We start from the raw sequence: 22,245 nt of genomic DNA, 5'->3' as shown, positions 1-22,245 counted from the left end.
TGACGTCTCCTCGGAGCTGCACTAGTCGCACGAACCCCGCACCCCAAAGTAGTATTTGCATTTCTCTGAAGATGTCAAAGTCAAATCGATGTTTGCGGGATGCAATTGCGTTCGCTTCTGGAGACAGCTACTGGCTGTCGGTGTCGTTGTATGCATGCGCTTGACAGTATCTTCCTGGAAAGTGTGTGCCCTTGAAATTCAAAACCGTCGGAGACGGCAATCGCAAACTGATGAAGGCAATGAGACGCCCAAACTGGAGGACGTCGTGAGAAAGTCTTACCAATTTAGAGACTTTAAAGCTCATTCGAGACCTCGATGTCTTGATTCAAGACGGCGCTCTCGACGAAGTTTCCGAGCGCACGAGCAGTTGAGTCATAGATCGACTTTTCTCCGTCCGCGCTTGAAAGCGTAAGCACGAAAGCAACTTCTTGCGCCCCCGCCTGGCTGTGATGCGTCCACCCAAATTGGTAGAGATCACGCATGAACACGCGGGCATAAAGCCGCAGGTGTGGACCGGAAAATCCAAGCCCGCTCCCCTTGGAAAAGTCTCTGCAGTGCCGTCTGATAGGCTGCCATTTGCGAAGCTCATCGCGAGCGTTGTTTTCCGGAAGCGTCGACTCTTTCATTGAGCCAAGTAGCGACGGCCACTTATCCGCTCCCGACTGATACGCCAGAGATGTCTCCAAGCGGGAAGCGAAGTAGTTTGCGCCGCCAAACGGCGACACGAGAGGCCGCAAAACAGCGGTCAAGCTGGCGCGTCCGAACAATTTTCCGTCACGCACCAGCTCGGGAGGGATGGGAATATCGTTCCAGTAGTATGCGGTTCCCGGCTCTAGCTGTGCCCGCCACGCAAGCGTGACACTGCCGGGCGCGCAGGTCCAAGGAAGGTGCCCTTGATACGGGGTTCCCCAACCGAGGTTGGGATCGTGCTCACTTCGCTCGGCTGAATTGATGAGGAGAGCCTTAACCAGATCCGGCGTTGGTTCCCGTAAGCTATCGAAAGTGTGGGCTGCCAAAGACGATACCAATGGCGTTGCGTAGCTGCTTCCCGTATCGACGACCCCACCCAGCATCCTAAGATTCGAAAACCATGATAGGTCCGGTTTCATCATCCCATCGGGGCCGGGACCGGGGAGACAGGCAGGGCAACGGTCGCCTGGCGTTCCATCCGGGAGCGCCTGACGGCCACCTACCACAATCGCCGCTTCGCAATCAGCTGGCGGATTGGGCCGGGAATTGTTGTCCGGGCTGACATTTCCAACGGAGATCACTGGAAGAAATCCAGCAGATCTCGCCAGAAGACTGATTTCATGGCCGAGAACGCTTACCTCGGAGGGATCCAAACCGGCGCCGTCCTGATTGGCAGAGATGTTCCAGACGCGCGCTTCTGGATAAAGACGCGCAACCTCCGCCAGATAGTCCACCAACTCCCGCTCATCGAAGCGCCGATTGGCGTTCCGATGGGGGACGGCCTGAACAGTTCCGATACGGCAGTTTAGTTCAGGCAGCGAGCGATTTTTGTTCCAGGCGTGCCCATGGATAACGAGGGAGCTAACGCTATTTCCGTGCGGCTTGTCGGCTTGGGCGTTGGTGACGAAAGGTGTCGCCCTGAAAGCTTCAGCCGCAGTGTAGCTTCTTGCATGCAGACCGCCATCCACGACGGCAACGATTGGAGCATTCTCATCGATTACTGGTGCAGGAGGCTCCGCTCCTTCGCCAGGTGCTGCCACTCTGATCGGCCGCACAGGATCAATGCGATACGAGGCGCCTGACGCAATGAGCTGTCTCAACCCTTCTTTGTTCGGAATTCGAACTGTAGCGCGTCCGACGCCGGTGTTTCGATAATCTCGCATTGCCCGTGCAATGCTGGATTGTCGTGGTGTCGTGAGAGAACGCGGTTCTTCCGCTTCCTCAGATGTCCCGAGCGTGAGCCGCACGCTGGTAAATGTCGGCATGACCAGCCTCTCATTGGCAAAACCCTGGATACGCTCAAGGACTTCGGCCTTGGCATCTCGATCGCGAAACGGCGCAAGCCAAACAACGAACAAACGTCCGTCATCATCTTCCGGTGCGGAATTCCAGAGTTCATTGACCGATCGACCGCGCAAACGACTTTTGGCATCAAATTGTTCGAGCGACGAAACACGGGATATGTCGGCTTGGACCGCATAGCCGATTGGATGTTCGATTGCGTGAAGGAGGCGAGGCAATTCTTTGACTTCAGCCTCGATCAAATAGCCGCCAGGAAGAGGAGCAACGAGCCTGCATCCATGACGCTGCGAGAACAGGTCATCGGGGGTGTGCGTTGGAGCAAGGGAATCCTCACTGAACATCCGAACGACTAGGTGCGTTAATCCCGAGTATGTGGGCAACTCTGTCCGGTGTTCATAAATGTCGCGTGTTTCGCTCGCGAGCACGTCCTGCTGCCGGCCGAGCCGCTCCTTGACGATGCTGTCGATGCCTTTGCCACGCCCCGTCGGACTCCGCAGCGCCGGATCCATCTGAAGGCTCAGAACGGGATAGAGAAGGGGTTGGTCTCTAGGCTCCACCATACTACACCTCCCCTTCCTGTTGCTTCAGGTAAGCATAAATGGCTTGCCGTGACACTCCGAGAATGCGGGCGGTATCCGCGCCCCCAATGGCGTACTTCTCCTTGAGGGCAATTGCAACCTGGCGTTTCTGCTCCGCATCCAATGGCTGCCGCTGTACAGGGACAGTACGGCCTGAACGCGGCTCAAGCAGAGCCGCAACGATGGCTCCAAAATCAATGTCACGCGACTCATGAACGGCATGACGCCGCGCCGACAGACTCATCGTTTCGATATCGGCCCCCGACAACCCTTCGGACACGACGGCGAATAGCTCGGCGCGACTCTCCTCATCTTTGTCCTCAAAAAGAAAATGGCGCCAAAGGTCAGCGCGAACGCTTTCATCCGGAAGACCGAGTTCAATTTTATAAGGAAACCGCCTCCATATTGCAGGATCAAGAAGATGCGCATGATTGGTTGCAGCAACCACGATCGAGCTCGGGTCCAGCCCGTCCAACGCTTGAATGACGGTATTGACGACGCGTTTGAGCTCGCCCAACTCGTGCCGATCGTCACGCAGCTTTGCGACTGCATCCATCTCATCGAGAAAAAGAACGGCGTTTCGCGCCGGCACGAAATCAAACACCGAGCGGATATTTTTGGCGGTGTCCCCGAGCAAAGAGGAGATGACCGAGTCGAGCCGGACAACATATAGCGGACGAGACAATTGCGCAGCGATATGGCCGGCAAGGAGAGACTTGCCCGTTCCTGGCGGGCCCGAGAGCAGAAGCCCAAGACGTGACGCCAACCCTTTGGCGCTCAAGTCATCAATGCGCCGGGCATCCGCGATGAAATCGCTGAAAACATGCCACCCGCCTTCGTTGAGAAAAATGGGCGTATCGGGCCAGGTCTGCTCCTCGACAAGCGGCAAGCGGGATTTCGAGTCCACTGGTAGCGATTCCACGTAGCCAGACGCCTTCAAAGGCACCCCCCTCTTGCGCACCAGGGCCTTCAGTTCCTTGGCAATGGAAGTCTCACCATTCTTGTCGAGATCTCGCGCGAGCGCATTCGCAGCTCTGCGTACGCGCGTGTAGTCAGCGGAAAGTGCCGCATCGGCCAACTCCAGCACATTTTTCATCTCAATGGTCATGATCACTCCATGCGTAAAATTTCTGTCCCAATTCGTAAACCACAATAGCCGTATTGACAATTAAATTTTCATTAATGTAAACTGGTATGGCACTCAAGAAAAAGGAATCTGATGCAATGACAAAGAAAAATCAGCATGTGGTTCCCCATAACGGCGAATGGGCCGTGCGGGGCGCTGGAAATCAGCGAGTGACCTCCACGCATGGAACGCAGGCCGACGCGGCTGCTGCTGCTCGCAAGATTGCGATCAACCAGCAGAGCGAAGTGGTTATCCACCGTCCCAACGGACAAATCCGAGACAAGGATTCCTACGGTCGCGATCCGTTCCCGCCGCGTGGCTAAAACCTGAGGCCGCCTGGAGTGAGGCGGCCTCTTCATCAAAGGAGAGAAGAAATGCAGTTTGAAGGCGCATTAGTCCGCGAGCAAGGCGTCACATTCGCCATCGTCATAGTTAAGCCGCACGTTCTGAACAGCGGCCATCAAGCCGATGAGGTTGCGTATAGCTTCCAGCCGGCATTCCCGGGCGTGCCGATCGTTCTCATGGCGCAAAACAGCCGGGGCGTACCGACATATCGTGGCCGACGTGATCTCGTTAATTTTCTGTCGCGGGTGCCTATGCAGGCCATACCCTGGAAGCGCTACACCTTGAACTGACCGGGAAGACTGCGTAGATGCTCAAAACCGATACCCGTCAGGCTAATTGGCGACGAGCCAATCCCGCAAAGTATGAGGCTCACCTCGTCGTGCAGCGTGCAGTGAAGGCGGGCGAGCTGAGAAAGGACACGTGTGAGGTCTGCGGCAACGAAGCCGTCGATGCCCATCACGATCAATATGATCAGCCTTTGAAAGTCCGGTGGCTATGCCGTCGCCATCAGACGAGGCTTCACCATTTCGGTGAGGACCTGTTTCCCATCCGGTCTTCGTGTTAGCGCTCATCGCCGACGTGCGCAGAGGAAAATATGAGCCCAAGAAGGCATGGGCGACGGGAAAACGGCGGCGCAGACGGCGGCAACAGAACTTTCCGACTAGATAATCCCCCACGCCCGAAACCTCCCCCGCCCCGTCATCTCTCTGAGGCCGAGCTCCAAAACAATCCGCCGCGCAGCCTGCGGCGTCACCTCGAGGGTGTTCGCCACCATGCCGGCCGACACCAACGGTTTCGCCATGACGAGCTCGACCAGTTCCGGCAGTTTTGAAGACGTTCGTCTTCCCGCCAATTTGCGTTCCATGATCTGCCGGGCAAGCGCCAGCCTGTCATGTTCCTTCATGCCGATCTCGGCGGCCGCCAGCAATCCATTCGCAATGGCAAGCAGCCGGGTTTCGCGATCGCGATGCCGGCGCCGATCGACCGGAATGGTTTTCAGGCCGAGGTTGATAGCGGCCAGATGAGCACCTGACGTGATGCCCGCCTGGCGTAGGATCGATGCGGAAAACAGCCGACCAAGCCAAGGGGCGTGCTGCAGGACGGAAAGCTCGTTCCAGGCATCGAGGGCGATAATCGCCTGCAGCACGGCCGGCAGGTGTTCGGCCTGGCGCAGGACGCCGCGCCATTCCTCCAGGCGTTCGTCCTCGTCCCAGTCGAGATCATAGACGAGAGGGTCTCGTTCCCGGGCATCGGCCGAAGTCCGTCCGGGCTTTCTTGCTTGTTCGATCGCCGCCTCCGATCGGGCCAGCACCGCGTCGATCGCGGCGTAGTCGACACCCGGAAGGTTCTCGACGTCGTCGACATCGTCCCCCTCCCCTTCCGGATTTTTTGCAGCGGCCGCGGGCCGATTGACGCCGGCCGGCTCCATCGCCCCTGCGCTGCCCGGATTGATGTCCGACGTCTGTCGCAAAACTCGGATACCCTCTGCGGACAAGGCCCAGTCCGGCGACTGCCCAGCGACGCGCCGACGGGTTCGTAAAACATCGCGGGCGATGGTCAGTTCGTGGGTCGGGGTGCGGATGTCGCGGGTGGCGTCGTGCAGGACCAGGTCTTCGAGATGCACGAGTTCGCCGTCGACCCACAGCGAGGCGCAGGCGTCGGTGAAGTTTTGGCGTTCGAGGAAGCCCGCGCCGACTGGCGAGCGGGCGATGCGCTCGTCGAGACGGGTGAGTGCGATACCGGCATCGAAAGCCGGCCGCATGAGGGCTGTCATGCTGATTTTCGCGATATCGTAAACCATTGAAATCATGGTAAATGATTTGCTAAAGGAACTCTATATCAATATTGTAGTTCGCCACATGGTATGATCGTCGGTTGATGTGATAACCATCGATAAGTACCGCTTATCGGAAGTGATTGCTATAACGCCGCAAATTAGGGTGTCGGTCACCATGGATCGCAGGAAATGCGCGGTTTTCCAGGCTTTTCGGCCGATTTCGTCTGGGATGACCGGACTCCCCGAGACAGAATTCGGCCGCCGCAGTTGCCCCGCATAATCCCGACCCTTCTTCCGGCATAATGTGCCGGCGACCTCCCGAGGGCCCCTGCTCTCGCGGCATCTCCAAAACGGTTGTTTTTCCGGCCTTTCCGCCACAGGAGCCCGCTGGCGCGGGTTTGTCAGTGCGGACGCTCCGTTGCTTATCTCGGGCGGCGATTTGAGTCTGGCGGGCCGCTATTTGATGCCTAAAACACGCTTGCAACTGTTCGATTTCTAACGCATGCCTTATCTGTACAAAGTACTTCGAGACAGGGCCGTTACAAGCGCGATGGCAAAGCCACAAACATTTAACAACCAACAATCTCCCAAGCGGCTGATCGGTTATGCCCGGGTGTCGACGGATGAACAGGTCCACGATGCCCAGTTGGACGAGCTGCGTGCAGCCGGCTGCGATCGGATCCATCAGGAGCATGGTTCCGGAGCATCGCGGGCTCGACCGGTGCTGACGCGATTACTCGCTGAGCTTAGCGCCGGCGACGTCCTCATTGTCGTGCGCCTCGATCGACTGGCCCGATCCGTCAGTCATCTCTTGTCGGTGATCGAGGACCTCGAGGCGCGCGGCGTGCATTTCCGGTCGATCCGCGATCCAATCGATACGTCGACCCCGCAGGGCATGTTTTCCCTTCAGGTCCTCGGCGCCGTCGCGCAGCTCGAGCGGGCGCTAATCGCCGAGCGTACCAAAGCCGGCATTAAGGCGGCGAAGGCACGCGGCAAGCTTCCTGGAAATCCGGGTCTGCGAGAACGACGGCCGGAGGCGATCAAGGCAATCTCGCAGGCACGGGAGAAGCTCTATCTCGATGAACTCATTGCATCGGCGCAGACGTGGCTGCCGATGGTGCGTCAACTCCGGCCGCAGCACAGTTGGGACAATGTCGTGCGGGTTCTCAATCGCCGTGGCCACGACTGGACCGTCGAACGCCTTCGTCGCGCTGTTCATCGCATGGTACGCGAAAAGCTCGCGGAGAAGGAACTCCTTGCTCGATCCCCTCGTCGCGCTCCCGAAGACTATCTGATGAAGCTGGTGGCGGCAATTGCCATTGCCGATCCCAACCTGTCGCTGCGCGACATTGCCGCGCAACTGGACCAGATGGGAGAACGGCCCGTGCGCAGCGGCAGGAAGTGGCAACCGTCCTCGGTGCGGGTCCTGCTGGACGAAGCCCACAGATTTGGCCTCATTCGCCATTGAGGGCATGGTTCATCCGACGCCCGATGGCAGAGAGTCTTTTCTTGTCGCTATTCGACTGCATAATCGTCAGGTCCGGCCTTTGGGGATCTGTAGCGCCAGGACCGCTAGTCGCTATCGCTCCGCGGTTTCAGCTCAGCGCCTACACTCGCCCGCGGAGCCGGCTTCCTCCGCCTGCTCGCCCCCTCCCCCGGAACGTGCTGAAGGCTTCAGCCGCGGTGATTATGATCCGCAGAGGCGCGCGGGCCATGACCCTCGGTGGCGCGGGTAAAAGCAGAGGACAGCCCCTCCCCTCGCTACCAAAAAGCCGTCTCGGCTGCACGAAGAATTCGGGCGCGAGCCGCGACTCAGTCAGACAGTATTTGTTTCTTTTACAATCCGTCCGCGTTTCGGCGTTCTTTCAAGGATGCTCGACAATTTCATTGAGCCATTTGTCCGCGCCGCCAGCTATATTTCCTACAAGAATGATTACGGCCGAAAATCTGCAAACATTCGTTTTACGACCAGCAATTTCGACTGTCCTCGAAGCCTAGGAGGTCTTCGTCCTGAAGCATCCTGCGGAGACCGCCGTTAAGATTACAAAGCAATGTCTCCTTTCAGTCGTGACAAACACCGCCATTGTTCGTTCGAACACGAAGCCGCTCAATCGGGGACGGTACCTATCTCTACACAACCGATCTTGTGAGAGGTCGCGCGAGGAGCGGGTCATGCGACGTCCATAGTAGCGCCCGAAAATGTCGTTTCTTTTCAGAGTGTTGGAGCTGTGGTCAGCTGACCACCGGAAAAGCAGCTGTTGGCAGTGCGTCCACCCCAAAAAACTTGCTGGCCCACGACAGCAGAGTCTGGCGAAAAACCTCGATCAGTGGACCCGCTGACCTAGCACTCGATCCTCTCCAGCGGCGACTAGAGCCTGCGCGCTCCGAGTACGCCAAGTGGCGGAAACGCGAAGCTTTCATCTCGCGCAGCGTTGGAGCCGGTTGCGGCAATGGTATCTGCATCACTTGCCCAGGTCTGGTCCGAGCGATGAGTGCGGCCGGAAGTGGTTGTAATCGTCGGCCCAGCAATGGCGCTTCGGGCATAATCGCAGCCGAGGAACAGGCTTTGGTTGACCATCTCGTCCCGCATCCGGCCGTTGAAGCTCTCGACATTAGCGTTTTGCATCGGCTTCCCGGCGTGATGCCGTGCGACTCGACCCTATGATCCTTCGACCTGGCAAGGATGGCATTCGAGGTGAATTCCGTGCCGTTGTCGGAGACGATCATCCCCGGTTTGCCGCGCCGTTCGATGAGGACCGACAGTTCGCGAGCGACGCGACGACGCAAGATCGAGGTGTCCGGGATCGCCGCCAGGCATTCGCGGGTCACGTCTTCGACGAAGTTGAGCACGCGAAACCGCCTTCCGCAAGCGAACTGGTCGTGAACGAGATTCAGCGAGCATCGGGCATTGGCCTTCGCTTCGACCAGGATCGGGCCACGCGTGCCAACAGCGTGCCGCCCCGGCTTTTCTGCTTGCGAACGGAAAGTCCTTCTTCGCGATAGAGCCCGTAGATGCGGTCGACCCCAACGGCGCTCCCTCCCGCCGAAGCCGCCGGTCGCCGAAACGCCATCGCTCATTGGCGAGGTCGCGCAATAGGGCGACTTCTTTATGATGTGGGCGCGCCTGCCCGACCAACGCTTCGATCTTTTGTCGCGCGTCATGCATGACCATGCACTCATCGGCGGCTCTAAACTGCGTGATGTCGTAGAGACAGTTCGGTTCTGCGACACCCAAACGATCGAGCTGCGCGAGCGCGCCGACCGTCCGACGCGGCAGGCAACGTTGTGCCTAGAGCTTCGGCCAGGCGACGATCAGGCGGCCGCAAAACCTGCGCGAAGAAGGGCTGCCCGACGGGGTTAGGCTCAGTTGGGTCGAGGTCGTCGAACCGGACGCACCCGACGGTGTCGAGCCCTTGCATTGGCTGCTCTTGACCACCCATGCGCTCTCCACTGCGACTGACGCCTGGCAGATCGTCGCTTGGTACAAGCAGCGCTGGATGATCGAGCAGTTCTTCCGGGTGATGAAGACGCAGGGCTTCAAGATCGAGGACAGCCAATTGCAGTTAGCGGCGCGGCTGGAAAAGCTCGTCGCCATCGCCGCCAAGGCCGCGGCAATCGTCCTCCAACTCGTGCAGGACCGCAGTGGCGGCGATCCTCACCCGGCAAGCCTGGCAGTCAGTCCCCAGGAGATCAACACGCTCGCCGCCCTCGAAAGCCGCTTCAAGGGCAAGACCAAGCTGCAATCCAATCCCCATCCCAAAGCTTCGCTCGCTTGGGCCGCTTGGATTATCGCCAAACTCAGCGACTGGAACGGCTATGCCTCCTCCAAGCCGCCTGGACCATCACCTTCTTCAACGGACTCAAATACTGTGCCGATGGCTGGGCCTTGCGAGATAGGTATATGCCTCAGTCGTTCGGTGGAGAAATGTTCCACTGGATCATTTGCTTTTGGTCACGAACAAAATCCAGCGACCAGCGGGCAGAGCCTTCGCGTTGGCCAGGATCGGTGCGCGCGTGCCTGCAAGTTCGCTTACGGAAGGGGGTTCGCGTGCTCAACATCGTCCATGACGCGACGCGAGAATGCCTCGCGGCGATCCCCGGACACCTCGATCTCCGGTCGTCGCCTCGCTCGAGAGCTGACGACGCTGATCGAATGGCGCGGCAAACTCGCAATGATCTCTCCGACAACGGCACCAAACTCACCTCGAATGCCATTCTTGCCTGGTCAAAAGACCATAGGGTCGAGTGGCTCATTGCGTCACCTCGCCCAAGATAGCGGTTGATGAATTCTCCCAGTGTTGTGGAAGTGCCGCCGCGAAGCAGCCCCGTAGATTCCGGCGCTGCGGGTGGCAGCAGGTAGTTGTTCCTATTGCGTCCTATCCATGCGGCGCCATCGCCCATTCGCGATTAGCCGGCACAGCCGGCCGCCTTGCGATTTGCTGGCCGCGCCGGTGCCAATGAATTGATGAAAGGCGGCTGCCATTTTGTGCGAAGACTTCGCTCCTGGTCTAGTTCGTGCGCGACCTTGGGCGCGTTCGTATTGAGATCACGGTCTACTGTTCCCCTAAGAGGCGTCATTTGGCTCGGGAGCCAGACGGTAACCGGCACAATGCCTGCGACAAGCCGCCTTTGAAAGTTGGTGTTTTCCAAGGGGTTAGCTTGGTGGTCAGCTGACCACAACCGAAATCCTCAACGGCCGGAATAACGATCAGCCGCACTTACCCAGCCCTCAAACCACCTTGCCCGTTGGCCTTCAACAACGCCATTATCATCGGGCCAAGCGAGAATTCACCGCGCTCACTTCGGCGCGTTAGATCCCGCAGATAGCCTCCAGGAGAGTTGATGAAGTTAGCCCTTTCCAAGATGCACGCAATTGCCACCGCAGCATTCTCCGGTCCTAGCGCCTCGCAGGCATCCTGGTAGGCGGAAGGGCTTACCCCCAGCATAGATCGAACCACCACAGCGGCAGACATCAGATCTCGCCAGCTCCCCACGCCGCGCGGTGCATAGTCGCTGATCATCGGGCACGCCTTGAGCACCAATCTCAACGGGAACGCCCTTTGCGATTCATTCTTCGGCTGATGGCTCAAGCTCGCCTTTGCCCCCTGCTCCTTTTCGGAGCGTGGTTCAGATTCATTATCGGATTCGGGTTTTGAATTCTGTATGTGCTGCTCGATATGAGCAGCATTGGTGCTAATTTTTTCAGCATTCTCGAGGTTTTCCAAACGATTAAGCACTTCCTCACGGAGCATCTCCATTTCATTGAGAACGCTAATGACCCCTTCAAGGGTCGGAACGCGCGGAATTCTGCTCGCGAGCGCAATGTAGATGTCCTCGGTCGTCTTCCAATCGCCGTCGGCGCCCTCGACCATTGCAGCAGTAATAAGTTTGCGAACATCCCGCCGGCAAATTGTAAGGCTCTCTTTGGCTTTCCTGAGCGAGGCTCTCTCGGCCGCCACTCTTTGCGCCAACATCGCCAACTCTTCCGATCGCGCCAGGAGGGGCGACAGGTCGAAGCCAAAAGCATTCTCGATCTGGCCATCGTCGCCCTTGCGGGCGAACCGCTTGCCATTGGCGCTATCCTTACGGACGATCAACCCCGACTCCACCAGAATGGCAATATGCCGCCGCAACGTTGCGCCCGCCATTGCATGCGCCCGAAGCGCCAGTTGGGCATTCGAGGGGAAGACAATCAATTGTGCATCCTGACGCAACTCATTGTCAGGATAAAAGCTCAAAAGTGCGTCAAGAACAGCCAGACTGTTCGACTGGATCCCGAGCAGTTCCATCGCGGCGGAAGCGTCTCTCAACACTTTCCACTTATCGGCAGCTTTTCCAGGCTTGATTTCCATTGCCGCCTGGCGCCGCACGAGCGCAAGCGTCATTGGCCGCCGCCCGAACGGCGTCGCTACATTCCCCGACTGCATTGTCTCTCACCTTTCAGCAGGCAAAGGAAATCCGCTCACCAAAACGGCGCCAAAGACTCTTGACGAGGATTCGAGGAAATGCGATTCTGTTCTTGCTACAGAGACAGAAGGGCTTCCACGACGGCGACGTTGAGGGAGCTCTTTTCTTTTGCGGGTTACACTCCCTGTTTCCGTTGATGCTTTGCGCGATGCTCCTGGTAAAGCGCCGGCAAATGCTCGAGTACGAAAGCCGCGAAATCCGGCGTGGCTTTCCTGTCAATGGTAATTTCGAGCTTGCTCTTGCTCTGCGTGACCTGCGCAAGCCTGTCGCCATCGGGGGTCGACAGGACGTCTGGCAACCCGCGCGCAGTCCGACGCGGTTTCAGATGGTCGATCACTGCCTTGAACCGTTCCGACGACGGCAGCGCCTGCACCTCCTCCGAGGCAGCATATTTCGCAGCGCCTGCCGGAGGCGATGCTTTCTCAACCAGCTCTGCCAATTGCTGCCAACTTGGGCGTCCAACGCCTGGAGCGGCGCCGATGGCATCGATCAATTCAGAGGGGAGGGCGTCAACAAGCAGGAGCATCTTCGACAAGTTGCTTTTATCGATTGACATAGCCGCGATGACGATTTCTCGTGGAAACTGCTTGTTTAGCTTGTGTGCGAAACGTGCCTTTTCGATGAAGGTGAGGTCTTCGCGCTCATTGTTTTCCTGACCCTGTGCGACAACCAACTGCTCGTCCGTCAAGTCTCGAACAACCGCCTTGACCGGCAGTCCTAGCTCCGAAACGGCGCGCAGCCGGCGGTGTCCAAAGGCAACTTGGTAGTGCGCGGGTTTAACGGGATGAGGTCTCACAAGGATTGGGACCTGCTGTCCTTGCTCGCGGATGGATGCAAGAAGTCCTTCGATATCACCTTGCATGCGATCCTGAACGAAGGACGGCTCGATTGACGACGCGTTCAGTTCAACCACGGCCTGACCTTCGGCGAGACGCCGCTCGATCTCCTCGGCACGACCAAGACGATCATTTTGCTCGCGCAACGCGTTACCGATGTTTGCAGTCAGCTTCGTCGCTGGATCTCGTTCTTTTCTGGTCACGCCGAGAAGCGGCATGGAGCGAGTCTTTGCCGCTCTGTGTTCAGCAGCTGATGAGCTGTCGGGCGCGTCCGTGGTGACGTCAAGGAGGTGCTTCCGACTCATGTGGTTCTACCCCATGCTTTTTTGATTAGAGTTTCGATCTCGTCGTTGACGGCGTTCATCGCCTCTAAGGCCCGATCATAGGTCGAGCGCGTGAACTGTCCGCGCTCAACCTCAAAGAGGGTTTGATTCGTCAGGCCAGCGTCCGAAACGGCGGTCGTCTTGAGCATCGGAAAATTGAGAACATTTTCGCCGAAGATCGAACGCAGATAGCCCACCATCTGGTTCTGCGGGCCATCGCTCGGTTCAAAACGAGTGACGAGGTAGCGCATCCAATTGAACTTGAACTGGGCGCCTGCGTTCTCGATTTCCCGAAGGAGATTCGAGGTCATCGCCAGAAACTGGTTCATCGACATTACATCCAACATCTGGGGATGGACGGTGACGAGGATCGAGGTTGCGGCGGTCAGAGCTGAAAGCGTGAGATAGCCAAGTTGGGGAGGGCAATCGATAACGACGACATCGTAGTTGTCCGCGATGTCTTCGATGACCTGACTGATCCGACCGTAAAAAAGCGTGTCACCTTCCTTCCGGTTCATAAGCGCGCGCGGGGTATCGTGCTCGAACTCCATCAGTTCAAGATTGCCAGGAATTAGATGAAGATCCGGGATGTACGTTCCTCGGACAACCTGCTCGATTGGGACCTGCTCGTCATCATACCGGATGGCGCCATAGAGTGTTTCGTTCGGACCAACGTCAGTTTCTGGCTGACTGCCGAAGAGTGCGGAAAGGCTTGCTTGGGGATCAAGATCAATCGCGAGAATCCGGTAGCCACGCATTGCCAGGTACTGTGCCAGATGCGCGGCTGTCGTCGTCTTGCCCGAGCCGCCTTTGAAATTCATCACCGAGACGACTTGAAGCTGCTCCCCCGTGCGACGATGGGGCAGGTAGCGCCGGTTCCCGCGGCCAATCAGGTCCAGGTGCTTACGGATTGAATGAATATCTTCGATCGTGAACGTGCGTCGACCGCCAGGGCTCATACTAACGTGCAGTTCAGGCATTTCCGAAGCAGTTTGTCTAAGATAAGACTCACCGATGCCAAGCAATTTTGAGGCTTCTGACGGTGCAAAGGATCGAATGCCCTTTTCGGACGTCGGCGGGAAGACCTTGAGATGATGTGCTTGAAGTTGGCTGGAGAGAGCGTCAGCATGACGCTCCATCAATGCGGTCAACCCTTCGACGACCGGCGCTGTTTTTGCTGCGGTTTTCGCCATCTCAAAATCCATTTCCTGCAAGTGGCGGAACTTTTCGCGAAACCGCTAAAGTTCCGCCACTAGCTATTAGAGCCGATTCTGCATTTTGAGCAAGGGGTTTTAGGTTAACGAAAGGCTAACGTGGATAAACCCGGAACGTAGAGTAAATGGATTTTTCCGTTTATATCCTGCAGCTTAGCAAGACCGCGGCACCGATTGGTCATGGTGTGTTTTATTGTGAATCCTACAAATGTGCCCCAGCGATTTAGACGAAAAGCAGAAGACCTCGGCAAAGTCGGTGATCCCCTTGCCGCCTCGCACAAAACCGTAAGCATTCGACAACGGACGCCCGATTCCAATTCGTGCAGAGTTCCCGGCGCCTAACGGCGGCGGAGAAATTCATGCAGGTATTCGCGATCTCGACACCAAAAATTTACTACGAAGCGTAGCTGTTTCAGGACGATCATAGGCTACGTGCGAGGATCTTTTCCACTCGCATTTGGGATGTAGAAGTAGTCGACGAGTGCGAGGCAGATGGGGTTGACGCTCTCGCCCCGACTGCCATCCTGGATGTCACCGCGGCTGGACCACTTGCAGGATGTGCACGCGATTTGTCTGCGATGGGACCGACCATGCTGGTAGACGTATTTCCGTCTCTGCTCCCGAAGGGCCGCCTGAACGCCAATCCCCTGATGGTCTAGAGTTCTCGCTTTTGCGTCGACACCTCGAAGAGGGGAGGGGAGGGGAGATGGTTCCGTTCACGAGGCAACGCTGACCTTGTTCGCCGGCATCGTAGAATGGTGCCTGGGAGGTGGTCTCAGCGAAGTCGTTGCGGTAACGGATATCAGGTTCGAGCGAACTCTTGCTAGCGTCGAATGGCCTCTCCCGCGCTTGGGGCAGCCAGAGAAGATCGTTGCCACCACCGCCATCGCAGGCACGCGTCCAGCAAACGCTGAGACCTTTCTGATGTTGCGGCCGCCCAATTACCGATCTAGTTGCCGTCATCCTTCTCGGTGCGACTCGGATTGTTGGTCTGTTCGGTTCGAACCGGTGCGCCACGAAGGATGAAGCTTTGGACGATGTGGCGATAGGCTCTCAGGAGGGTTCGCGCGGGCAGATGAGGGAAGGCGACATGGCATCTTCGCAGAGATGAGGATGCATCGAAGAACGGGCTGGTAAACCGCGGCTCGTGTTTGAGGCTGGTGGCATTGACGCGGCCCAAGCGCTCCACTCTACCTTCAATAGTTTCGTCGCTCCTTGCGCAAGGGAACACTTCTGCCGCTTGAAACGTCCTTTGCCGTTTGCGCCGACGATATCTCCGAGAAGCTTGTCAAGACCCAGGACATAAGCAAGCCCGCCAGCAAGGCACGTGATTTCATCAGCTTTCTGACTGCCGCCTGTGGTTGTTGGCTAGATTCTGGATGCAAGTAAGTGTACATATTAGGACAGTCGGTGTGTCGGGGAGCGAGAGGTCTCGTATGGAGGTTCGTGGACTCGTAATTACTTGCCCCCGCAAGGTTGAAGAATGGACATTGTCGGTTCCACTCGCCGTATCGTCCGAAGTCGGTGTGCGGATAGAGTTGTGTGGACTCTGCACACCGGAGCAACGCGTTTATCGGGGCGCCAAGCCGACTTACCCCTATTGGGGCGGGCACGAGTTGTCAGGCACGATCGTGTCTCTGCCGGACGATGTACCGGATGGCCTGCGCGTAGGAGACCGCGTTGCGGTGCTTTTAATGCGCAGATGCGGCCAATGTCGTGCCTGCCGCCTCGGACTGGACAACCACTGTGCATATTTAAATCCTAAAGCGAGAGGAGGGGTGCCGCAGGGGCCGGGGGGATTGGCCAATTTTGTGGGCGTACCCGCCTATCAGGTTTTTTCCGTACCTTCCTTTTTGGCTCCCGAGCGTGCCGCGTTAGTTGAACCTGTCGCCTGCGTGGCACGCGGCATAAATAGGGCGCGTGCAAAGGCTGGAGACACTGTGGCCGTCATCGGCGGAGGCACGATGGGCCTTCTCCATTCGATACTTCTGACAACCAAAGGATGCGACGTTTACCTTTTCGATGACGACGTGGCAACGCATGGGCCTGTGATGTCGACCGGCGCCCATGCAACGGGGTCAGTTCATTCTCTGTCTGATCCGAAACTCGTCGAGAAATTAACGGATGGCTGGGGCTTCGACTGCATCTTTTGCACGCGCTTCGGTGTCAGAGGCATTCAGGGGGCCATAGCTGCGGCGTCACGCGGTGCCAGGATTGTACTCTACCAATCGATTCCGACGTCCGATTTGTTATCGGTAGGCGCTAACTTTCTGCATTACCGGGAAATTGAACTGATCGGCACCATAGCCCAAAGCGCGGACGACGTGAGAAATGCCATCCGAACCATCGTTGAACACGCCGCACGCTTCGACGTGCTGCAGGTCAATCTTTGGCCCTCGTCAAACGCCCAAGAGGCATTCGAGCAGGCGCTCGATCCACGTGTTAATCGCGTGATGCTAGATTTCAGGTAATGCTTCTCAGCGTGCCTGCAGCGCGCCTGCAATTTCGTTGCCGATCGAGACTACTTCGACACTGTCGGGGAAATTGTCGGTACGTCCGACGCTGTCGGTCACAACGATGCGGTCGATCTGAGACCGTCCCCAGTTTTCGTTCAGCGACGGCGTGAATATGGCATGGGCTGCGGCAAGGGTTATCTTGCGAGCGCCTGCCGCTTTGAGATGTGCGGCGGCTGAAAAAGCCGTCTGACCACTGTTGATTTCGTCGTCAATCAGGATGATCGTCCGGCCAGCAACGTCCCCCAGAATCTCGACGCTCTCCCGAAAGTCATCATCGTCTCTGCGGTGCTTGCGCATGACAGCGAATGGGCAGCCGAGCAGGGCCGCCAAGTGCTCAGCTCGCTTCGCTCCGCCGAAGTCCGGTGAAACGACCATGTCGCCATCGACGGCCGCAGAACCGAGATGGCGAACTAGGGCGGGAGCGAACTGAAGATTGACGACAGGACAGGCAAATGCGGCGCACAGCTGAGGAACATGGAGTTCGAAAGTTATCAGCCGATCTATACCGAGCGTTTCGATAATCCCCGCAAGGATTCGCACCGGTACAGGTCCGCCGTCGAAGGCAGGGCGATCCGAACGCGAATATGGGAGGTAGGGAAGAACAGCGGTAATCGTGCGGGGACCCCGCGCCCGCACGGCACCAAGCGCTAGGAACAACTCGAAAAGACGATCATGAACGCTGTCAGGAAATGTTTGCACGACCACCACATCTCCGCCAAGCCCGCCGTCGCGCGGAGTGACAGCCATCTGGCCATTGCTGAACACCTGCGTGTTTAGGATCGTTATTCCTGACCGCGTGAGGGCCCGATGGACTGTTGACGCAAACTTTGCAGAGGTTTCGGTTGCTGCGATACGAAGGTCGTTCGCCGCAGGATCTGTACGATATGGTGACTCGGGCGCCATATTTACGCCAGCTCAAGATCGTTAACAGTGGGAATAGACAGCAGTTTGGGCAACACGTCGCCCCAATCATGTTGAAGTGGTACCTCGGTTTGATCAGGTCGAATGAGCTCTAGGAACTCGGACGGTATGTCTATCCCACAGATGCGCTTCATCTGCGTCAGGACGAAATATAACGCCGGCCTCATCTCGTATTTGTAACCTATCGCAGCGACCTCCGCCCAGCTAATATTCGCCATTTCTTTGTGTAGAACCGCATGAAGATCGCCGAACATCAATAGTCGAAGCGAATTATAAAGGAAGGCCTCGTGATAAAGCCTGGCCGAAAGGAACCAGACGGCGCCAGTCGCGGATTGGACCTGCAATATGCGGCCTAGACCGTTTGCAAGACGCACGCCTGACCATATGTCTTCGACATCGATGCCGACGGAGAGATTTACATGCATATCAATGAAGATGGGCATGTGCAGCTTCTTCGCGGAATCGATGTATCCCTTTACGTGGCGGTAGCGCAGCTGGCGTGGCACCGCGGGACCAGGGAACGGAGATTCAACGGATTCTATCCTTACAAACACCGGCAAGGAATAGCTTTCGCGGAAGGTTTCGTCATCGAGTTCCTTTCGTTCCGGATGCCAGTTGCCATTTGAAGGGTCGAAAATACCGTGCCGGTAGCCGAGATCGAACATGAGCCGCTGCACGCGCTGCGCGTCAGCGGGCTTGACCATGATGTCGAGATCGGTCATCGGCCGTAGGAGTGGATCGGGATAATGGAGAAGCGCGAGATCTGGTCCCTTCACCAGGAACCAGGCGATGCCGGCCCGATCCAGCGCATCCATGATTTCTGGCAGATTGCGAAATTCGAGTGCGGACCTGACCTTTGACATGACAGTCCAGCACTGAACGTAATGCGCCGCCTCAGTGGGCAATAGTGTCAACAAATCGAGGCGGCGCAAGTGCTTCTCAAGCAGCGGCACCGTCCGATTATGCTCGGCGCGCCATACCACATAGGGCCAGTTGACAGGCTCCTTGCAGAGACGGACCAAACGCTCTTCATCCTCGGGTCGTAGGTAGGCCCGGCAGGTGATCAGCAAAATAGAGTCTTCTGGTGACAACCGAAGCATCGCGGAGACTCCTGATACGGCTGCGTGATTTATTTCGAACTTTCCGAGCTGCTGAATTCGGCTAGTGTCTGCCTCAGGTCGGCGAACTGTTGTTCGAAGGAAGCGAAACTCTGGTCGACGTTTTGTCCAAGCAACTGTTCAAGGCTGAGCGTTTCTTCAGCGCGTTCCTCTTGTCCAGACATAAGCTTGTAAACCGAACTTACCGGCAGCAATCGCGACAAGAGTTCACCACCGCGGCCCGTCTGGGCGCTGTCCCGAATTTGCCGGATGCAACTTTCGGCAAGCAATCCGTCAATCACGATTACCAGCTTGCCATCCTCTTCGTCAACGGCGTAGCCAAACAGTCGGGAACTAGCCATTGCCGCTACCTCTGAACCTTCTTGAGGTCTTCCACTTCACTGCGTATCTGCAGCAATTGTGCCTGAGCCGAGAGAAGTTTGGCGAATGCGGCGGTAACCGCCTTTGCCGATTGTGTGTCGGAACCAGTCATCCTAACCGGTCCTCGCCCAATGCGGCGTCCTACAAGACCTGAATCGGCGGCGCGCGGCCAATTGGCTTTGCCAAATTTCTTCGAGGCGGTTATATCAACGTAGTAGTCTTGTAGTTCGCCGTTAGCAGCGAGTGAGCCGGATTTCGACCGTTGCGATCTGCGTGACACCTTTAGCGATTGCTCTAATTTTACAAGGCCAGCCGTCAATTGCTGAGCTTGGTCATCCAAACCCGCCTGCAGCCGGGCGAGTCCTTCCGCGAGACGAGAAATCACCTGGGCTTGCTGGGCGGCTGCTTTGTTGCCGGATCGTATCGCGTTGTTCGCAAGTGTGTGCGCCACACCCGCCGCACCTCGGAAAGCTCTGCTCATCCCCAATCCTCCACGTTATTTTTGTTGACCTGGTTAAATTACGTCGTCGACACAGCAATTATTACGTCGCGCCTCCTGCGTTAGTGAGTGTGTTGCGCAGCAGCCGCGATTTCCTCAGAGAAGTTAGAGACAGGAGCTTCGGCGGCGGGCCGACGCTCTTTCGCTATAACTCCGCGGCGGTAGGTGGAATCTTTCGTCGGGTCCACCAGGGCGTACTCCGGAAAACCTCCGTTATTGTAAAGTTCCTGGCACAGCGGATAGGGCGCGTCCTTTTCACCATAGTGCGACCAGCTACTCATCTTGCAGACGCCGCGACAGACTGGATAAAACACGCAGTTGCCGCAGACGCCCTTAACCTCGCCACTCACCACCTCGCGTAGCTCATGGAAGAACGGGCTGTTGCGCCAGATTTCCATCAAGGGCATTTCGAAGGCATTGCCGGCGATCATTTCCGGATCATCGTAGGAGGCACTGCACATCGAAACTTGTCCGTTCGACAGTATGCCCAGTACGTTGTCGCCCCAACCGCAAGTATGCACGCCGTTCAGATACTTGAGAGGCATCAGAGCCGGCGGCAGAGTCATGTATGCAGCGCCACTCTCAAAATGGGGAGATTTCAAAAGATCGCCTATCAGTAGCTCGCATTCCTCCAAGCTTATCGCATTGTCCTCATGGCTGCGCGCGTTGCCCATCGGATGTATGTTGAGCAGCGTCCGATGCTTCTTGATGCCCCAGCCGAGCACCAAATCTATAATCGAAATCACCTTGTCATAGTTGTTGCGATAGGCAGTCGTCGTTACCACTGTAGAGATGTCAGTTTTTCCAAGCCGCTGCAGGACAATCGCAGTCTTGGCGAACGCACCCGATTTTGCTCTGAAAGCGTCGTGCGCCTCTGGGTCGAAATGGTCGAGGCTGATGAAGACCGTCAAATTGGGGAGCCTACTTAGCTGCTCGATCGTGAACTCGTCAAAGAGGGTTCCATTCGTCTCGAAAACCAGCTCCTTCAGCCCACAGGATGCGAGATATTCCATGACTGCCATGAATTCCTTGTGAACCATCGGTTCACCCCCGGAAACCTTAACCTTGCGCAGCCCATTGGGTAGTGCTTGCTCGATCAGTCCTTGGATCGTCTCCAGGTTGAAATCAATGCCCTTGGCCTTGGACCCGACGCCTGCGATGTAACAGTGGTGGCATCCCAAATTGCACTTGCGTGTTAGAAACAGATAGATCGTTTTAATTTCGTTTTCCGAGACGACTCGTTTCGAAAGTTCACTTGTGACGAGGGCCTGTAGCGTCTGACTGGTTACATGCACGTCCTGCGGTGTCGAAAGCCAATCAGGGGTATTCATGCGCTTGCCTCCTCACGTCTATGCTGCTGCGCTAGCACGTCATCGCACTGATCACTGGTGCGTCGTCCAATTGACGCCTGCCTTTCAAAACTTCGATTTCGAGTATGAATGCGTATCCGGCGATCTCTCCGCCTTGGGACTTGACAAAATTCCCAGTCGCCCGAGCAGTGCCACCCGTCGCTAGAAGGTCATCAGCAATCAGGCATCGCAGGCCGTCACCGATGAGGCCGGCAGTTACCTCCAGGGTTCCGGAGCAGTATTCACAGCTGTATTCAAATGAGAGGACGTCCCCCGGCAGTTTACCGGGTTTCCTTACCATGATGAAACCGCAACCGAGCCTATCAGCCAATGAGGCGCCCAAGATGAAACCACGCGCATCAACCGCCAAAATGGCATCGATTTCTGTTCCCGACACTTGGCTTGCGACGGTAGAAACGACTTCGCCCAATGCACCTCTACCAGCCAGCATAGGCGCTATATCCTTGAACAAGATCCCGCCTATCGGAAAGTTAGGAAATTCTCGTAATGCTTCTACACCGGATTGGTTAATCCGTGACGCCCCGCTATTTGGAACAGCTACAATCATTTTACTATCCCCCACATGTAACCATCTAAGAGCCTCGTAAGGTGCGATGGCCTCGCGCACTTTGTGGCCAGCCACCAGATGAGGCCCTGGCAAGCTTATCAGCGGCGGCCGCCGCCGCGCCTACCACGTTCCTCCGGGCCGGCACGGGTCCGCTCTCTGACCAGATCACGCCGGAATTCGCCAGCGCCGCGAACAGATGAAACATCAGTCGGCCGCATAATGTTGTCTCCTCGAAAGCGGCTCCGATCATGATTCGTCCAGCCCTGATCTTAGTGCCGAGTCAACTTTACGTCGCTTTGGGGTTCGTCAGGACCTTGTCAAAAGCATCCTTGACCGGCTTTGAGATTTCCTCCACCGCCCTGCTTGAGAGCACCCGGACTTCCTTGGCGTGCTGCAAACTTGTCTCAACCCGCTTGCGGAAAAAGGTCGACTGCTGTTCGAGGATCTGCGACGGCGAATTCGCGCCCAGCAAAGCTTGCAAATGTGAGAAGCTGGCCTCGGCGTCGGCCTGCAGTGCAGCGATCGTCTTCCACCACAATTCGTTGCCGAATAGACTTGTCGTTTCGAGGATCGGAGGCAGCATTTTCTGTGTCGCTTCAGCGCCGGACGCAAATTTCAAAAGAGCCTCTGTCACCTGCTTGTTCCCCTTTTCAACGGATGCGCCGAACTGATCTGGCACCTTGAGCGGCGATGACCCCGGGTTTTCGATCGTTTCAAATGATCTTTCGGAAATCTTGGTCATTGCATTTTCCTTCT

18 protein-coding genes and 4 pseudogenes are annotated in these 22,245 nt (G+C 57.0%); 8 read left to right on the top strand and 14 right to left on the bottom strand.

The genetic code is table 11. The features are described from left to right. Positions 1-293: 293 nt before the first annotated feature. The gene (locus CO670_RS25935) at positions 294-2,501 is read right to left on the bottom strand and encodes a S8 family peptidase (RefSeq protein ID WP_245426004.1); all 2,208 of its coding nucleotides are present in this window, start codon (positions 2,499-2,501) and stop codon (positions 294-296) included. A 52-nt stretch (positions 2,502-2,553) separates the two neighbouring features. Beyond that, positions 2,554-3,678 (bottom strand): ATP-binding protein, encoded by a 1,125-nt coding sequence (locus CO670_RS25930; protein ID WP_097592888.1) that lies wholly within the window; start codon positions 3,676-3,678, stop codon positions 2,554-2,556. Between the two features lie 116 nt (positions 3,679-3,794). Between CO670_RS25930 and CO670_RS25925 the strand changes: the two genes are divergently transcribed. The 3 genes from CO670_RS25925 to CO670_RS25915 are packed head-to-tail and all read left to right on the top strand — an operon-like array spanning position 3,795 to position 4,606. Then, positions 3,795-4,019: a DUF2188 domain-containing protein gene (locus CO670_RS25925; protein WP_020918827.1), complete on the top strand. Its 225-nt coding sequence runs from the start codon at positions 3,795-3,797 to the stop codon at positions 4,017-4,019. Positions 4,020-4,070: 51 nt separating this feature from the next. Next, positions 4,071-4,331, top strand: a complete 261-nt coding sequence (locus CO670_RS25920; RefSeq protein ID WP_020918826.1) for a hypothetical protein — start codon at positions 4,071-4,073, stop codon at positions 4,329-4,331. Positions 4,332-4,348: 17 nt separating this feature from the next. Continuing rightward, positions 4,349-4,606 (top strand): hypothetical protein, encoded by a 258-nt coding sequence (locus tag CO670_RS25915; protein ID WP_097592874.1) that lies wholly within the window; start codon positions 4,349-4,351, stop codon positions 4,604-4,606. A 96-nt stretch (positions 4,607-4,702) separates the two neighbouring features. Here the strand turns inward: CO670_RS25915 and CO670_RS25910 are convergent, their stop codons facing one another. Next, positions 4,703-5,851 carry an RHE_PE00001 family protein gene (locus CO670_RS25910; protein WP_176539024.1) on the bottom strand — a complete coding sequence of 383 codons (1,149 nt, stop codon included), beginning with the start codon at positions 5,849-5,851 and terminating at the stop codon, positions 4,703-4,705. Between the two features lie 517 nt (positions 5,852-6,368). Here CO670_RS25910 and CO670_RS25905 point away from each other — a divergent pair. Continuing rightward, a complete protein-coding gene (locus CO670_RS25905; protein ID WP_065092722.1) occupies positions 6,369-7,286 on the top strand; it encodes a recombinase family protein in 918 nt (305 codons plus the stop codon). An 856-nt stretch (positions 7,287-8,142) separates the two neighbouring features. Here CO670_RS25905 and CO670_RS25900 read toward each other — a convergent pair. Beyond that, positions 8,143-8,912, bottom strand: a pseudogene (locus CO670_RS25900) (integrase core domain-containing protein); the annotation flags it as partial. A gap of 319 nt (positions 8,913-9,231) precedes the next feature. Here CO670_RS25900 and CO670_RS33475 point away from each other — a divergent pair. Together CO670_RS33475 and CO670_RS25890 are read left to right on the top strand one after the other, a co-directional pair. Beyond that, positions 9,232-9,360 (top strand): annotated as a pseudogene (locus tag CO670_RS33475) (transposase); the annotation flags it as partial. Between the two features lie 503 nt (positions 9,361-9,863). Next, positions 9,864-10,067: pseudogene (locus CO670_RS25890) on the top strand (DDE-type integrase/transposase/recombinase); the annotation flags it as partial. 469 nt (positions 10,068-10,536) lie between these two features. Here the strand turns inward: CO670_RS25890 and repC are convergent. The 3 genes from repC to repA form a co-directional block, all read right to left on the bottom strand. After that, entirely contained in the window at positions 10,537-11,745 is a 1,209-nt protein-coding gene (gene repC, locus CO670_RS25880; RefSeq protein WP_064842837.1) for a plasmid replication protein RepC, read from the bottom strand. Between the two features lie 155 nt (positions 11,746-11,900). Further along, entirely contained in the window at positions 11,901-12,926 is a 1,026-nt protein-coding gene (gene repB / locus CO670_RS25875; RefSeq protein ID WP_004672729.1) for a plasmid partitioning protein RepB, read from the bottom strand. After that, positions 12,923-14,137, bottom strand: coding sequence for a plasmid partitioning protein RepA (repA, locus tag CO670_RS25870; protein WP_008534005.1), 1,215 nt, complete (start codon positions 14,135-14,137; stop codon positions 12,923-12,925). The genes repB and repA overlap by 4 nt, the downstream gene beginning before the upstream one ends. Before the next feature lie 428 nt (positions 14,138-14,565). Between repA and CO670_RS25865 the strand changes: the two are divergent. Then, positions 14,566-15,184 (top strand): annotated as a pseudogene (locus tag CO670_RS25865) (acyl-homoserine-lactone synthase). Positions 15,185-15,537: 353 nt separating this feature from the next. Next, positions 15,538-16,629 (top strand): medium chain dehydrogenase/reductase family protein, encoded by a 1,092-nt coding sequence (locus CO670_RS33680; RefSeq protein WP_335723781.1) that lies wholly within the window; start codon positions 15,538-15,540, stop codon positions 16,627-16,629. A gap of 6 nt (positions 16,630-16,635) precedes the next feature. Here the strand turns inward: CO670_RS33680 and prs are convergent, their stop codons facing one another. The 7 genes from prs to CO670_RS25825 all read right to left on the bottom strand — a co-directional run. After that, entirely contained in the window at positions 16,636-17,577 is a 942-nt protein-coding gene (prs, locus tag CO670_RS25855; protein ID WP_081278605.1) for a ribose-phosphate diphosphokinase, read from the bottom strand. Positions 17,578-17,579: 2 nt separating this feature from the next. Further along, entirely contained in the window at positions 17,580-18,695 is a 1,116-nt protein-coding gene (locus CO670_RS25850; RefSeq protein ID WP_064842832.1) for a nucleotidyltransferase family protein, read from the bottom strand. 29 nt (positions 18,696-18,724) lie between these two features. Then, positions 18,725-19,054 carry a hypothetical protein gene (locus CO670_RS25845; protein ID WP_016737353.1) on the bottom strand — a complete coding sequence of 110 codons (330 nt, stop codon included), beginning with the start codon at positions 19,052-19,054 and terminating at the stop codon, positions 18,725-18,727. Between the two features lie 5 nt (positions 19,055-19,059). Further along, positions 19,060-19,554, bottom strand: coding sequence for a hypothetical protein (locus tag CO670_RS25840; protein WP_004672713.1), 495 nt, complete (start codon positions 19,552-19,554; stop codon positions 19,060-19,062). An 80-nt stretch (positions 19,555-19,634) separates the two neighbouring features. Further along, a complete protein-coding gene (locus CO670_RS25835) occupies positions 19,635-20,903 on the bottom strand; it encodes a radical SAM protein (RefSeq protein WP_097592873.1) in 1,269 nt (422 codons plus the stop codon). 31 nt (positions 20,904-20,934) lie between these two features. After that, the gene (locus CO670_RS25830) at positions 20,935-21,489 is read right to left on the bottom strand and encodes an adenine phosphoribosyltransferase (RefSeq protein ID WP_004672710.1); all 555 of its coding nucleotides are present in this window, start codon (positions 21,487-21,489) and stop codon (positions 20,935-20,937) included. A 286-nt stretch (positions 21,490-21,775) separates the two neighbouring features. Then, positions 21,776-22,245: phasin (locus tag CO670_RS25825; protein ID WP_245426001.1), on the bottom strand; the 470-nt coding region annotated here is incomplete at its 5' end.

The organism is Rhizobium sp. J15, from assembly GCF_002531825.1.
In the GTDB taxonomy this organism is placed as follows: domain Bacteria; phylum Pseudomonadota; class Alphaproteobacteria; order Rhizobiales; family Rhizobiaceae; genus Rhizobium.
This window is presented reverse-complemented; position numbering and strand designations above follow the sequence as displayed.

Excerpts from the sequence above, each read along its gene's own strand:
- CO670_RS25935 (WP_245426004.1), bottom strand. The coding sequence starts at position 2,501 with ATGGATCCGGCGCTGCGGAGTCCGACGGGGCGTGGCAAAGGCATCGAC.
- CO670_RS25930 (WP_097592888.1), bottom strand. The coding sequence starts at position 3,678 with ATGACCATTGAGATGAAAAATGTGCTGGAGTTGGCCGATGCGGCACTT.
- CO670_RS25925 (WP_020918827.1), top strand. The coding sequence starts at position 3,795 with ATGACAAAGAAAAATCAGCATGTGGTTCCCCATAACGGCGAATGGGCC.
- CO670_RS25920 (WP_020918826.1), top strand. The coding sequence starts at position 4,071 with ATGCAGTTTGAAGGCGCATTAGTCCGCGAGCAAGGCGTCACATTCGCC.
- CO670_RS25915 (WP_097592874.1), top strand. The coding sequence starts at position 4,349 with ATGCTCAAAACCGATACCCGTCAGGCTAATTGGCGACGAGCCAATCCC.
- CO670_RS25910 (WP_176539024.1), bottom strand. The coding sequence starts at position 5,851 with ATGATTTCAATGGTTTACGATATCGCGAAAATCAGCATGACAGCCCTC.
- CO670_RS25905 (WP_065092722.1), top strand. The coding sequence starts at position 6,369 with ATGGCAAAGCCACAAACATTTAACAACCAACAATCTCCCAAGCGGCTG.
- repC (WP_064842837.1), bottom strand. The coding sequence starts at position 11,745 with ATGCAGTCGGGGAATGTAGCGACGCCGTTCGGGCGGCGGCCAATGACG.
- repB (WP_004672729.1), bottom strand. The coding sequence starts at position 12,926 with ATGAGTCGGAAGCACCTCCTTGACGTCACCACGGACGCGCCCGACAGC.
- repA (WP_008534005.1), bottom strand. The coding sequence starts at position 14,137 with ATGGCGAAAACCGCAGCAAAAACAGCGCCGGTCGTCGAAGGGTTGACC.
- CO670_RS33680 (WP_335723781.1), top strand. The coding sequence starts at position 15,538 with ATGCAAGTAAGTGTACATATTAGGACAGTCGGTGTGTCGGGGAGCGAG.
- prs (WP_081278605.1), bottom strand. The coding sequence starts at position 17,577 with ATGGCGCCCGAGTCACCATATCGTACAGATCCTGCGGCGAACGACCTT.
- CO670_RS25850 (WP_064842832.1), bottom strand. The coding sequence starts at position 18,695 with ATGCTTCGGTTGTCACCAGAAGACTCTATTTTGCTGATCACCTGCCGG.
- CO670_RS25845 (WP_016737353.1), bottom strand. The coding sequence starts at position 19,054 with ATGGCTAGTTCCCGACTGTTTGGCTACGCCGTTGACGAAGAGGATGGC.
- CO670_RS25840 (WP_004672713.1), bottom strand. The coding sequence starts at position 19,554 with ATGAGCAGAGCTTTCCGAGGTGCGGCGGGTGTGGCGCACACACTTGCG.
- CO670_RS25835 (WP_097592873.1), bottom strand. The coding sequence starts at position 20,903 with ATGAATACCCCTGATTGGCTTTCGACACCGCAGGACGTGCATGTAACC.
- CO670_RS25830 (WP_004672710.1), bottom strand. The coding sequence starts at position 21,489 with ATGATTGTAGCTGTTCCAAATAGCGGGGCGTCACGGATTAACCAATCC.